The following is a 13752-nucleotide window of genomic DNA, read 5'->3' as shown; positions in this document are numbered from 1 at the left end:
CTACTCCATTACTTCTTTTAGTTGGTTTATTGCTTCTTTCAGTTTATGAATAAACGTTTTTATTTCGTCCATTGTATTGTCATAGGAAAGACTAACACGTAATGCCGATTTCGCCCTATCTTGCGAGAATCCACATGCCTTTACAATTCTACTTTCATCTAAATCTTTAGACGAACATGCGGATTTTGTTGAAATAAATATCCCTTGCTTTCCTAAAGTATGAATCATTACCTCAGGTTTTAATCCAGGAATTGAAAAGTTCAGGATATGTGGTGCAGCCTGCTCAGAAGAATTAATAACGACCTCCTCTATTTCTCCTAATTCCTGACGTAAATAAAGGTTTAATTGGAATAATTTCTCCGAATCCCTCACTTGTCTTTCTTTAATCAGACGTAGTGCTTTTACAAACGCCACCGCACCAGCTAGATTTTCTGTCCCAGAGCGGATTTTTAGCTCTTGGTCTCCACCGTGGAATAAAGGAAATAGCTTTACACCTCTACGCTTATACAGGATACCAGTACCTTTGAGTCCATGGATTTTATGTCCTGACATCGTACACAAGTCAATTCCACTATTAGAAAGGGTAATCGGCACCTTCCCTAAGCCCTGAACATGATCCACATGGAAGAAGAGCTTTGGATGGTTTTTAGCAATTTCACCAATTTCTTTTATGGGTTGAATGGAACCAATTTCGTTATTAACATGCATAATACTAATTAAAATTGTATCCGGTTGAATCGCACGTTTTACATCTTCAACAGACACAACACCAGTTTCATTTACAGGTAAATAGGTTATTTGAAACCCTAGCGCTTCTAAACTTTTACATGCCTCATAGACAGAAGGATGTTCAATTTCAGAGGTAATGATATGCTTACCTCGCCCTTGATGCTGTAATGCTATTCCCTTAATGGCAATATTATTCCCTTCTGTACCACCTGATGTGAAGATAATTTCATCCTCATATACGTTCAGAAGATTCGCAGCTTGTTCCTTCGATTTTAGTAGAAGTTTCTCCGTCTCTCCACCAAGGATATGGATAGAAGAAGGATTTGCAAAGAAACTGGTTGATACCTGTTGAAAACTTTGTAATACTTCTGGATGTGGTTTCGTGGTTGCACTATTATCTAGATATATCATGAAAAATCCTCCTTTTATCACTTTTTATTGCAACATGAGAGCTGCTTATAACAACTCATATCGTATTTAATCCCAAAATATCATTATAGAAAAACTTCCAATAACGTGAAAGATTTTAATCTTATCTTAACTCCATACCAAACACAAAACGGAAGGCTGTCTTTAGGAAATCTCTTTCCATAAAGCAGCCTCACTGACCATTCTTATTTTTTATATTAATTGATGTTCTTCAATTCGCTTTAACGCACCAGGCTCCACTTCTTCAAGTGCTTTAGCAGCCTGTTCCAATGCTACTTCATATTCATAACTTCTAAATAAATTTTCTGCTTCTAATAGCTTCGCAGCAAGCAATGGGTATTTACTTCTGTAACGGTTAGCATACTGTATAACTTGTTCAGTTAAACGAGCTTGATCTACCATGACTTCCGTTTGCTCTACCAATAAATCCACTGCTGCTTTAGCTGCTGTTAATGAGCGCTGTACTTCAGCAATATCTAAAGGACTTTTCTCCAATGTTTTTAATACATGATTACTTTTCTCTAAAGCTTCGTCCATTGAATTCCAAATAAAATTTGGTACTCCAGGAATATTACTCTTTTTAATCTTGCGGTTCGTCTCATTAATTTGTTCACGGATATCAGCTAATTTTTCTTTCGCTTCTATCTCGTCTTTCCTCATGTTATAAATACTTGCTTTAAAATCATGATGCTTTTCAAAAAGCTCTTCTAACTGATTAAATCCAGTTTCCAGCTGTGTTCGAAGCTCTGAATGAGGCATATCATCCTCTTCTAGACCTTCTACAACTTCATCGAATATTTTTTGCAGCTGTCCAATACTCTTTTCCAATGATAGATATTTTTCCATATCTTGATCATCAAAATAATACGTTTGCTTCAATAAGTCAACCTCTGATTTCGTTTCTTCAAAAGATGCCGCAATTTCTTCTACTGACTTTTGGTAGCTTGGAACTTGTGTCTCCATATAATTTTTGGCAATTGCTTCTTTCTCCAACAATTGATACATTTCCTGAATACGATCTTCAACCTCTTTCATTAAGGTTCTCGCTTCTGTTGATGTTCCCTTTTCTAGTGCGATAACACAATCTAAAAGTCGCTGTTGGTACCCTTGTAATTCATTTTCAAACCCTAGATGATCAATGCGGAATCCTTCTTCTTTCATCTCTTTAATTCCAGCATATAAATCATCTATTTGGGCAGGAATGTCCTGTTTACATGCTCGATATATTTCTGGAAATTCTTCCATTTCGACTGTAAGTAAATCTAGACGTTCTTTTAGGGAGTCTACCAATTCTTTCGCCTCAGTATAATTCCCTAAATCCACTAGTTCGTGGTATTGATTTAGCATCTCTGCTAGTTCGTCAATCTCTACTTCAAAACGCAACTCCGCTTTTCCATATTGGAATCTATTCTGTGCAATTTTCTTACGTAACTGCTTAATTGCGGGTTGAATATTTTCCACTTCTTTACGACTTGTTTCTTCTGATTCAACTAATGCATCTAATTCAATAAGAATTTTATCAATATCTTTTTCAATTGTTTGTAAGCTCTGCTCCGTTTTTCGCAGAATCTTCTTTGCGTTCGAGAAACGGAATCGGTCCGCGGCCTCTTCAGCATCGAATAAATATTCTTCAATATCTGGAAGCGATTTTGAAAGAATATAATCCCATCGTTCCTTCCAAGATTCGAATCGGTCTTGCGTCTCACCAGATAGATTTAACGCTTTAATTCTTGTTAACTGCGCAGATACATTTCTGTTCATGACATCGAGCTTCCAGCCCTCTAGACGGTCAACTAAATCATAAATTCTCTTTCTCATAATAAGGCTTATAATAATTAGTGCGATTATGACAAGTACAATTCCAATAATATATTCCATAGTAAAGCCCCCTAAAAAATCCCAAGAAGAAATTCCTTTATATAAAAATGATTCTCTTATCATGTAAAGCTATTTTTCTATAATCATTATAATACCATGTATCCGCGATTTTTGGCTAAAAAAATCAATTAAAAAAGTGATTTTTTGTCAGATTATGTGAGTAGTTATATAATTCCTTCAAATTTTTAGCTACACTAGAATGAAAAAAGGCTGGGACAAAACTATTTCTAACATAGGATAAACCGAACGCATCAAACCCGCCCTGGAAATATACCTGCGGTTGCTTCCAGAACAGGGGCGACAGCTGCTCGAAAAGGCCTCGCTGTGTCTTCTTTACACTTTATCACAGTATAAGTGCGACAACTGCTCGAAGAGACCTCGCAGTGTCTTCTTTACCGTCGGGTGGCTGGTGAGCCTCCTCAGAGCTAACGCTCTCCTGGGGTCTCACCGATGCCTTTCCTCCCACAGGAGTCTCCGTATATTTCCTGGGCTAATGTGGTGATTGTTCTTTTTTTACTACCTTTGTTTTACTTTTGTCCCAGCCTCTTTTCCTTTCTTATCGGGTTATATAATCAATCCATTGATGAATGGTCTGAACATATTTGGTAACAAATAATGAATGCGAATAATCCCCTACGACCTGACTCCGCCATTCATTATGTAAAACATAAGGTGTTACAAGCATACCTTTTAATTGCATCAGTAAAAATTGCCGATCTAATTTTTGTTTATCTGCGTTACTTCCTTTAACTACAGCGGAGAATGCATTTCCAATAATGAAATTTTCTTTCGCTAAGTAGGTAACAACCATTTCACGAACAAACACAGAATCCATGGATAATTCACGATGTATAAAGCAGGATAATTGTAGGTTACTATGTTTATATTGTATAATCTTATGTATTAATTTTTTCAATTTTTCATTAGGGGTATCATCACCTGATTCTTCTAGAGTTGCTTCAATGATTGCTAAATATTCTTCGTAATAACGTGAGACAGCATACTCTAATAGTCCCTGCTTTCCTTTAAAGTAGTAGCTTATAGAGGAAACATTAACAGAGGCTTTTTCTGCGATGTCACGAACAGAAGTACCATGGAATCCTTTTTGATAAAAAAGGGAGGAAGCAGCCTCAACTACTTTTCGTTTAGTAGGGGAATCTTTCATTGAATCCAACTCCTTTCGTAATCATTTAGTTTCATATATATTATTAATACGACAGAAAAATAAATTATCCTGCTTCATTCATCAGGATTAATTATAACTATTTTTAGGGAGGATGTTTATCTATGTTTCAATCGAGTTTATATTCTGGTGATAGAGTAAAAGATTATGAACTATTAATTAAACAGTTATCAGCATTAGTAGATGGTGAAACAGATGTTATTGCTAATTTATCCAATGCTTCTGCCTTATTAAATCAATTTCTTGATGAAACCAATTGGGTGGGGTTCTATTTATGGAAAGATGACGAACTTGTTTTAGGACCATTCCAAGGATTACCAGCTTGCATTCGCATTGGTTATGGAAAAGGTGTATGTGGTACTGCTGTTAAAGAACGTAAAACACAGCGAATTGAAGATGTTAATCAATTCCCTGGGCATATTGCGTGTGACAGTGCAAGTAAATCAGAAATTGTTGTTCCAATTATAAAAGATGGTGAAATATTCGGTGTGCTAGATATTGATAGCCCGATATTAGATCGCTTTGATGAAACGGATCAAGTATACTTGGAGAAATTTGTTACCGAATTAACGAAATATCTTTAGGTTTCATACAATAATTTATTCGTCCATACCCGTTTCGAGAGACGCCCCGCGTAACAAAAGCAATACAAAGAAGAGGCTGGGAAAAAAGAATTTATCTTATAGGAAAAATCGAATGATGAGCAAGGACCACGCTCCGAAAATATACTTACGGTTACTTCCAGCACAGGGGCGACATCTGCTCGAAAAGACCATCGCAGTGTCTACCTTGCCCCCGGGCGGCTGGTGAGCCTCCTCATGCTATGCACTTGCGGGGTCTCACCTATGCCTATCCTCCCGCAGAAGTCTACGTATATTTCCGGAGCTAGCGTTTTATGTCATTCGGTTTTACAATTAATTCTATTTGTTAAGTCCCAGCCTCTCTTTTTGTTTTAACTAATACACGTAAGAGAACGATATTTAACTTCGATTTGTATAAAGGCATACCGTGCTAACCTATTTTTTCTTAAATTAGAAGTCAGCTAATTGATTTCTCAATGCGATACTTAATTCTAATAATCCCAAATCCTTACATAACTAAGCGTGTAGATTGTCTTCTTCCTGTTCTTCTATGCTATATTTCACGACACAGTTTTTTCCATAGTTTTTGGCGTCATAGAGGGCTTTATCTGTTCGAACAAAGAAGTTCTTAGCCGAGTCATCAGATGCTTTTGTCCAAGAAGAAACACCTGCCGATAACGTCACCCTAGGTTCTGTAAAACTTTCTACTTGGGTATTTATTTTTCTAGCTAGTTGAACTCCCTCATTTATTTCCGTATTAGGTAGATAAATAGCAAGTTCTTCTCCACCCCATCTAGCTGCAACATCCCTGCTCTCAATATTGGACTTCATAATGGTTGCTACTTGCTTAATTACTTCATCCCCAATATAGTGACCATATGTATCATTAACTAGTTTAAAATTATCAATATCAAATAAAATTAATGTCCCCATTTCCCCACTTTTCATATGCTGTATTATTTTTTCATCCAAGTAATTTCGTGAATTTAACTGGGTTAAATAATCTGTCGAGGCTGCCTTTTGTAATTGTTCTTTTAGAATTGTATTAACAAAAGCTAACGTAGAGTGACGAATGATTGATTGTAATAATTTAAACTCGTCAAATGAAAAAGCATACGAATCTTGATGAAGTACGATGACAACACCATTTACCTCTCCCGCATTAATCATCGGTAAAGCCATTACAGAGTGATAAGGAAAATAAGCATCCTTAGATGTAAATTCTCCTAAAAAAATGGCTTCTTTACGTTTTAGTATATCGGATACGAAAGTACGCATTACCATACGGCCTTCCAATGTTTCAAAAAATGCCGTACTACCACCAATTGCCTCAAAATGATGTGCCATCTCCTGCTTTTTATAGATGAATCCTATTTCTGAAGGTTTACAGATTTTTATTATCTGATCTCTTACAAGCCTTGTTATTTCCGTTAAATCTAAGTTTGAATTTAATTGATGAGTTAGGTCATTAATCAATTGCAAATCGGATACAAGGTGCTTCGAATTTTGGTATAAAATAGTACTTTCAATAGCTTTTCCGGCTGTATTAGCAAACTTTCTGATAAACGCAATCTCTTCTTCTGGAAAGTCTATTATCATGGGGATAATAATTTGTAGTACGCCATATACCCCTTGGTGTCCCTTCAAAGGCGCATATATACACGTGTTTTTCTTCTGAATTCGGTTTTCTATTTGAATTTCCGCCTTTAAAAAGGCCTGTGAGCTAGCTAGTTTCGTTGAATCGTCACTGAATTCAATTGCCCTTATGGGTAAACCTAATGTCTCATCATGATCCTGTGCTAATAATAAGTAAAATGTATAGTCAGGATAAATACGACGGATGCTAGAGATAATTTCTGTATATATTTCCGTTTTATTATTTAAAACTAAAAATGTAGACGTAATATCATATAATGTTTGGTATTTTTCTTCATTTTGTTTTGATTGGATGACTTCATTAACAACAGTAAATGACCTTTCTAGCTCCACTTTGATTGTGATTAAAAGCTCCTCCGCTAACCCTTGTTTGGAATCTATACCTAGTACAATTATTCCAGCCGGACCACATGACGGCTGTATAGGAACAGCTATTGTAGTCTCTTCCGTGTTAGCAGAAGAAAATACATTATCCTCCTCTACAATTTTCATGAAGGGCTGATTATCTATAATGGCATTCCAATACTTATTATGAGGATCTGCAATCTTATTTGAAAATGCTTCAAATGAATCATTGGTTTGTGCAACTAATAGAAGCTGTTTGTGACTCTGATCATAGGTGTATATACAAATAAAATCTAAATCCAGTAAATTATATAAACTAGTGGATAGATTTTGATAGAAATTGTCCTTACCAGTAGGTGATACAGTAGTAAGTGAATTATAGTTAATTAATTTGATTTTTTCTTGTATAGAGCTAATATTCATCATAATCACCTATCAAAGGATTTTATTTATTGCTATTATATAATATATTGATTTAAATTTACCATTTTATCATAAGAAATAGCACGTTATTCAACCTTTTTATAAAATGAATCATTGACTTAGTTCCAAAAAAATTATATACTATTCTCTGTGTAAAATAATAAGGCAGCCTAAGTGAATCACCAAACTGTCCATTTTGTTCCTCAAAACGAGGTGTATCGCGTAACTCTCAGCTGCTGGAGCGATGGTACATGAAAACATAATGGTGTTTGGCGCGATCACGGTTGGAATTTTATTTTATGCAAATAAAATAAAAAGGAGGAAATGTCCTATGGCACGATATACTGGTCCTGTATGGAAAAAATCACGTCGTCTTGGCATTTCATTAACTGGAACTGGCAAAGAGCTAGATAAACGCCCTTATGCTCCTGGGCAACACGGAGCTAACCAACGCAGAAAGCTTTCTGAGTATGGTCTTCAATTACAAGAAAAACAAAAACTACGCTTTATGTATGGATTGAACGAACGTCAATTCCGCACTCTATTCGATAAAGCTGGTAAAATGAAAGGTGTTCATGGTGAAAACTTCATGGTACTTCTTGAATCTCGCCTTGATAACCTTGTTTATCGTTTAGGTCTTGCACGTACTCGTAGACAAGCTCGTCAGCTTGTAAACCACGGTCACGTGACAGTTGATGGATCTCGTGTTGATATTCCATCTTACCTAGTAAAACCTGGTCAAACAATTGGTCTTCGCGAAAAATCAAGAAATCTTGACATCGTGAAAGAAGCAATCGAAGTAACCAACTTCGTACCAGAATATTTAACATTTGACGCTGACAAATTAGAAGGTACATTCAATCGTTTACCAGAACGCTCTGAATTACCATCTGAAATTAGCGAACAATTAATCGTAGAATTCTATTCTCGTTAATAAAACCTTAAAAACTCTGGGATTTAGTATCTTAACTGAATTTCAGGGTTTTTTTCTTTTATCTCTATAATCTCCCCTTATGCAAGTCCTCCCCCGCTTCAGTAGATTGCCTTTTTAGAAAATTGAATATTTATTTTTGAACGCTCCTATAATAAACTAGGTAGTGGGAGGTTATTATTGGTATGAATAAATTGATATTCTTTTTATGCATTATTGCTATTTCCATTCTTGGATACTTTGGATTTTTAATTCTTTCTGATGTGAAAGAAGCAAGCAATGACAAAAATGATACAAATGAAACAAATGTATCTAAATCCATAGAAGACATTCGAGAATCGATAGGTGGTACCATTACAGAAGAACAAGCAGCGTCCTATAAAGAACAAGGATTAAATCCATTTGGACAAAGTAAAACAGCAGATCAATTGACCGACGCAGACTATCAAGAATATATCCATGGAATGAGTCACCAAAAAGTAAAGGCTGAGCAAAAATGGGGCTTTTATCAAATAACACCCCAGAGAATACATTGGTTACTTGAAGGTCTTGATGCCACAGCACTTAAACATGAGGAAGTTTATCGAACTATTTTAGAAAAATGGGCAAAAGGAGATTTCACAACAGCAGACGTTGACCATAATACAATTTGGGAAATACAAGGTGGAAATATCGGAAGGGCAACAGGAGTCCTAACTCCAGAAGAGGAAGAAGCCTATATCCGCACCCAGCGATAATGTATTATTCTATTAACTTACATAAATGAAAAAACCAAACTAATATCAAATCCATGAATTTGAATTAGTTTGGTTTTTGCTAACTTATTAAAGGCATCATGTAATCAAACTGGTTACATTCACTACCCGAGCTTTTTCATAACTTTTACTTAGTTGTTATATTGAATCAAGAAATACTTCTTCTTCCCTCTTCTAATAATCGTAAATTTCCCTTCAATTCGATCTGCTTCAGAAACAACATATTGAAGATCTTGTTTTCGTTCTCCATTAATATAGATAGCACCATTGGTAACATCTTCTCTAGCTTGTCGTTTAGATGATGAAATTTTGGCATTCACCAATAAATCAACAATGCCTATATCTTCCTTATTTGCATGGAATGAAGGAACATCTTTAAATCCTTGTTCAATATCACTTGCAGATAGTGATTTTAAATCTCCACTGAACAATGAAGCTGTAATTTTCTGTGCTTGTTCAACTGCTTCTTGACTATGAACCATTCTAGTCATTTCTTCAGCTAATCGCTTTTGAGCCATTCGGTTTTCTGGATGATTTTCCACTTCTTGTTCTAACTCATGTAGTTCATCTTCATTCAGGAATGTAAAGTAGCGTAAGAACTTCATTACATCGCGGTCATCCGTATTGATCCAGAATTGATAGAACTCATATGGACTCGTCTTTTCTGGGTCTAACCAAATCGCACCACCTGCAGTTTTTCCAAATTTAGTTCCATCTGCCTTTGTAATCAGTGGCACTGTAAGACCAAATACTTTTACTTCATCTTCCTCATTTTCTCTTGCTCGACGGATTAATTCCATACCAGCTGTAATGTTACCCCATTGGTCGCTTCCACCAATTTGCAATGTACAATTTTCTCGTGTATATAATTGTTGAAAATCTAAGGATTGTAAAATCATATAACTAAATTCTGTAAAGGAAATCCCTTGTTCAATACGAGCAGAAACAGATTCTTTAGCAAGCATGTAATTGACACCAAAATGTTTACCCGCATCACGCAAGAAATCAATAACTGTCATGCTTCCCAACCATTCATGGTTATTTCTTACTACTACTTCATTCTCGTTCTGATCTACTTCAAGTATTTTAGATATTTGTTGTTTTATGCTTTCACTATACCCTTTTACTACTTCTTCCGTATTTAAAGAGCGCTCTGTTGAACGACCACTTGGGTCACCAATCATTCCTGTACCACCACCAACTAAAGCAATCGGTCTATGTCCTACCTTTTGGAATCGTTTTAACATCACTAATGGTACAAGATGTCCTATGTGTAAGCTATCCGCAGTTGGATCAAAACCACAATATAATGTTACTTCATTTTCAGCTAAATGCTTTTCTAATCCTTCTCTATCGGTAACCTGATTAATTAACCCTCTTGTTTCTAATTCTTCTAAAATATGCATCTTTACTCACACTCCAACTTTTTCTTTTAAAAAACAAAAAAACCCATTCCTTATGTAAATAAGGGACGAGTTAAACACGCGGTACCACCCTTGTTGCAGAATTCTGCCACTTTGGGGTTGTTAACGATGACTTTCACCGTCTTAATTTCACCTAATAGGCTCATTAAGATTGCTCCAGAATTGTAATTCGTACGCAAATATTTACTGGTTCCCACCAACCACCAGTTCTCTTGGAAAGGGATTTGCAATACTACTGTTTCCTTCATTGCTTTCAAATATAGTATTACACATATCATATAAAATATATTTCAAAAATGCAACGTTTTTTTAAATTACAGTACCTACTCTTTTTCTACTATGCTATAATAATGCTTGGAATAATAGGAGGTTTTATCGTGGATTTTAAACACTTTTTTCAAAATGTTGGAACCAAGGTAAAAACGGTTTGGAACACTGGAAAAATCCAACGTGTTTCCCGAATTACATATGATGTCATCTGGAATGTTATCTTATTTTTTATCATATTAGGGACCATTGGAATGTTTTTAGGTGCAGGAATCGGGTTTGGATATTTTGCTTCTCTTGTAAAAGATGAACCGATTAGGTCATACGAAAGTATGGAAAAAGATATCTATAACTATGAAGAGACTTCCAAACTGTATTTTGCAGGAGATATTTATATCGGTGATATTCAATCTGATCTTCACCGTGAAGAGACCAAACTAGAAAACATATCCCCTACTTTAATAGAGGCTGTCTTGGCTACAGAAGATGAATTCTTCTACGAGCATAATGGAGTTGTACCAAAGGCCATCATTCGGGCCTTAGTCCAAGAGTTTACGAACTCTGACATGAAATCTGGTGGTAGTACGTTAACACAACAATTAATTAAAAACCAGATTTTGACAAATGAAGTATCGTTTGATAGAAAAGCAAAAGAAATATTACTAGCTATGCGGTTAGAACAGTTCTTTAGTAAAGATGAAATATTAGAGGCTTATTTAAATATTATCCCTTATGGGCGTAGTGCTAATGGTAGGATTATCGCAGGTGTTCAAACTGCCGCACAGGAACTCTTTGGTGTCGATGCAAACGAGGTAAACTTACCACAAGCTGCATTTCTTGCCGGCCTACCACAAGGTCCTTCTTATTATACGCCATATAAAAGTGGTGGCGGTTTAAAGGATGAAGAAGGGCTAGCTCCTGGTGTTAATCGTATGAAAGTCGTGCTTAGTCGTATGTATGAATCAGGGAAAATAACAGAAAAGGAATATCAAGAAGCATTAAAGTATGATATTACAAAAGATTTTGTAACAGAATCAGAATCAACACTTGATAAATACCCACATTTGACTATTGAATTAGAAGAAAGAGCTAGTGAAATCTTGACTTATGTGTTAGCTGAAAAGGATGGCTACACGAAGGAAGATTTAGATGACAATCATGAGCTCAAAGAAGAATATGCCATATTAGCCAATCGAGACTTACGTAGAAATGGCTATAATATCCATTCGACGATTGATAAGGATATCTATGATGCTTGGCAAGAAGTTGCCAAGAACTTTAAACATTATGGACCAGATTCAACAAAGCAAGTTGTCGATCCTAGTACAGGTGAAGTAATTGAACGCCAACGAGTAGAGGCCGCTGCGGAATTAATCGAAAATTCCACTGGTAGAATCATTAGTTTTCTTGGCGGACGAGGATTTAGCTATGATAATCAGTTAAATTATGCTACAAGGGCAAAGAGATCGAACGGAAGTACAATGAAACCATTATTAGTGTTTGCTCCAGCTATGGAAAAAGGAGTCGTTCAGCCAGGTACACCAATTGCAGACGTTGAAACGTCATGGGGTAGTTGGACTCCACAAAACTTCGACAATAGCTATCATGGTATTTTACCTGTTCGGAATCATTTAATGAATTCCTATAATGTTCCAGCTATAAAAGTCTATACGCAAATAATGAATGACAATCCAGTTGAACAATACCTTCGCAAAATGGGAATTACCTCTATCGGGGACGATGAATATGCACATCAAGCCCTTGCTATTGGGGGGACATCAACTGGTATAACGATTGAAGAAAACACAAATGCATATGTTACATTTGCAAATGGTGGTAACTTTGTCGATGCTTATATGATTGAGAAAATTACTACTCAAGATGGAGAGGTTGTTTACGAACATAAGAGTGAACCTGTCGAAGTGTTTACTCCTCAGACGAGTTATTTAACACTTGATATGATGAGAGATGTTGTTAAGCAAGGATCAGCATCCTATCTTCCAGGTCAGTTAAAGTATAAAAATGTCGATTGGGCAGGTAAAACTGGTACATCACAATATACACATGATGTCCATTTCGTTGGATCAAATCCAAATGTTACAATGGGTGCATGGTTAGGATACAGAATTGGCCAGTCTCTAGTATGTGATAGCTGCGAGTTGCACCATACAAATCGTAATTTAAAATTATGGGCAGAACTGATCAATGTAGCTTCTGATATAAATCCTGATTTAATAGCACCTTCAGAGAAGTTTCAACGGCCAGATGGAATCGTTTCTCGTAGCTACTGTGCAACATCTGGAATGCTTCCATCTGATCTATGTAATGAGGCTGGACTTGTTTCAAGTGATATATTTAATGCTAAATTTGTTCCAACACAAGTAGATGATAGTTTGAGACGAGGATCTTATGTCTTGGTGGATGGGAAAGCCGTACTGGCAGGGCCGAATACACCGAAAGAATTCATTCAAGATGACGGGCTATCATTTAATCCTGAATGGCTAATTCGAAATCAATACGATAAGTTGAGAGATATTACTCAGTTATTCCCTTCCATTAGGAGAGAAGCATGGGAGAAAATAACTATACCAAATACCAAAGGGTTTAACTCTATGATAAATGATGATGGTGTTGCTCCAAAAGCACCAAGTTCACTGAAAAACAGCGGAATGAGCTTAACATGGAATGCTTCTTCTAGTAAAGATGTAGTTGGTTACCGCATCTTTCGCGCTAATGAACCTGGTGAATCATTCAAGCTAATCGGTAGCTCGATTGAAACAAAATTCACCCTGCCCAGTGGTACAGGTGTCTATCACGTTAAAGCAGTAGATTACTTTGGATTGGAGTCCAAAGCTTCTGAAGAAATAGTAATAGGTGATTTCGCGGAATCGGAAGAACCTGATAAACCAGACAAACCAGATAACAAAGATAATAAGGATAAAGATAAGCCAAAAAATCCAAAACCAAATACACCTAAAGACCCTGAAAAACCGAATACTGGTGATGAGGAAGAACCTGTAGATGGTGGCGGAGATAATACTGAACCTAATCCAAATAACCCTCAAGATCCCGGGGAGCAAGAACCTCCAGGTGATGGTGAGGACGAAGGTTAACCCTTCATTTTAAGCTTGTAGAGAGAGTACGTAAATTT

Annotated in this window: 9 protein-coding genes and 1 other annotated feature; of the genes, 4 read left to right on the top strand and 5 right to left on the bottom strand. The window is 36.2% G+C overall.

Going from position 1 to position 13752, the window contains the following annotated elements:
- The 3 genes from KGF86_RS17650 to refZ form a co-directional block, all read right to left on the bottom strand.
- Positions 1 to 1140 carry a cysteine desulfurase family protein gene (locus KGF86_RS17650; protein ID WP_211742592.1) on the bottom strand — a complete coding sequence of 380 codons (1140 nt, stop codon included), beginning with the start codon at positions 1138 to 1140 and terminating at the stop codon, positions 1 to 3.
- Positions 1141 to 1350: 210 nt separating this feature from the next.
- Positions 1351 to 3036: a septation ring formation regulator EzrA gene (gene ezrA / locus KGF86_RS17645; RefSeq protein WP_186871339.1), complete on the bottom strand. Its 1686-nt coding sequence runs from the start codon at positions 3034 to 3036 to the stop codon at positions 1351 to 1353.
- 556 nt (positions 3037 to 3592) lie between these two features.
- The gene (gene refZ / locus KGF86_RS17640) at positions 3593 to 4201 is read right to left on the bottom strand and encodes a forespore capture DNA-binding protein RefZ (protein WP_186871338.1); all 609 of its coding nucleotides are present in this window, start codon (positions 4199 to 4201) and stop codon (positions 3593 to 3595) included.
- 122 nt (positions 4202 to 4323) lie between these two features.
- On the opposite strand from refZ, the gene KGF86_RS17635 reads away from it, so the two are divergent.
- Positions 4324 to 4803 (top strand): GAF domain-containing protein, encoded by a 480-nt coding sequence (locus KGF86_RS17635; protein ID WP_211742591.1) that lies wholly within the window; start codon positions 4324 to 4326, stop codon positions 4801 to 4803.
- Positions 4804 to 5316: 513 nt separating this feature from the next.
- Here KGF86_RS17635 and KGF86_RS17630 read toward each other — a convergent pair.
- Positions 5317 to 7224 (bottom strand): sensor domain-containing diguanylate cyclase, encoded by a 1908-nt coding sequence (locus KGF86_RS17630; protein ID WP_211742590.1) that lies wholly within the window; start codon positions 7222 to 7224, stop codon positions 5317 to 5319.
- A gap of 331 nt (positions 7225 to 7555) precedes the next feature.
- Between KGF86_RS17630 and rpsD the strand changes: the two genes are divergently transcribed.
- Both rpsD and KGF86_RS17620 read left to right on the top strand, forming a co-directional pair.
- Positions 7556 to 8158: a 30S ribosomal protein S4 gene (rpsD, locus tag KGF86_RS17625; protein ID WP_186871335.1), complete on the top strand. Its 603-nt coding sequence runs from the start codon at positions 7556 to 7558 to the stop codon at positions 8156 to 8158.
- Positions 8159 to 8340: 182 nt separating this feature from the next.
- Complete coding sequence (locus tag KGF86_RS17620; protein WP_211742589.1) at positions 8341 to 8892, top strand: DUF6241 domain-containing protein; 552 nt, start codon at positions 8341 to 8343, stop codon at positions 8890 to 8892.
- A 149-nt stretch (positions 8893 to 9041) separates the two neighbouring features.
- On the opposite strand, the gene tyrS is transcribed toward KGF86_RS17620, so the two are convergent.
- Positions 9042 to 10316 (bottom strand): tyrosine--tRNA ligase, encoded by a 1275-nt coding sequence (tyrS, locus tag KGF86_RS17615; protein ID WP_186871333.1) that lies wholly within the window; start codon positions 10314 to 10316, stop codon positions 9042 to 9044.
- A gap of 58 nt (positions 10317 to 10374) precedes the next feature.
- Positions 10375 to 10591 (bottom strand) — a binding site (T-box leader).
- Between the two features lie 120 nt (positions 10592 to 10711).
- Here tyrS and KGF86_RS17610 point away from each other — a divergent pair.
- The gene (locus tag KGF86_RS17610; RefSeq protein WP_186871332.1) at positions 10712 to 13714 is read left to right on the top strand and encodes a transglycosylase domain-containing protein; all 3003 of its coding nucleotides are present in this window, start codon (positions 10712 to 10714) and stop codon (positions 13712 to 13714) included.
- Positions 13715 to 13752 lie beyond the last annotated feature (38 nt).

Origin of the sequence: Ornithinibacillus massiliensis, from assembly GCF_018310345.1 — a bacterium.
Lineage (GTDB): Bacteria > Bacillota > Bacilli > Bacillales > Amphibacillaceae > Ornithinibacillus > Ornithinibacillus massiliensis.
Note: the sequence above shows the minus strand (reverse complement) of the source record. Positions and strands in the feature narration are given on the sequence as shown.

What these genes read in the sequence shown, in the direction of transcription:
- KGF86_RS17650 (WP_211742592.1), bottom strand. Translation starts at nt 1,140, where the DNA reads ATGATATATCTAGATAATAGTGCAACCACGAAACCACATCCAGAAGTA.
- ezrA (WP_186871339.1), bottom strand. Translation starts at nt 3,036, where the DNA reads ATGGAATATATTATTGGAATTGTACTTGTCATAATCGCACTAATTATT.
- refZ (WP_186871338.1), bottom strand. Translation starts at nt 4,201, where the DNA reads ATGAAAGATTCCCCTACTAAACGAAAAGTAGTTGAGGCTGCTTCCTCC.
- KGF86_RS17635 (WP_211742591.1), top strand. Translation starts at nt 4,324, where the DNA reads ATGTTTCAATCGAGTTTATATTCTGGTGATAGAGTAAAAGATTATGAA.
- KGF86_RS17630 (WP_211742590.1), bottom strand. Translation starts at nt 7,224, where the DNA reads ATGAATATTAGCTCTATACAAGAAAAAATCAAATTAATTAACTATAAT.
- rpsD (WP_186871335.1), top strand. Translation starts at nt 7,556, where the DNA reads ATGGCACGATATACTGGTCCTGTATGGAAAAAATCACGTCGTCTTGGC.
- KGF86_RS17620 (WP_211742589.1), top strand. Translation starts at nt 8,341, where the DNA reads ATGAATAAATTGATATTCTTTTTATGCATTATTGCTATTTCCATTCTT.
- tyrS (WP_186871333.1), bottom strand. Translation starts at nt 10,316, where the DNA reads ATGCATATTTTAGAAGAATTAGAAACAAGAGGGTTAATTAATCAGGTT.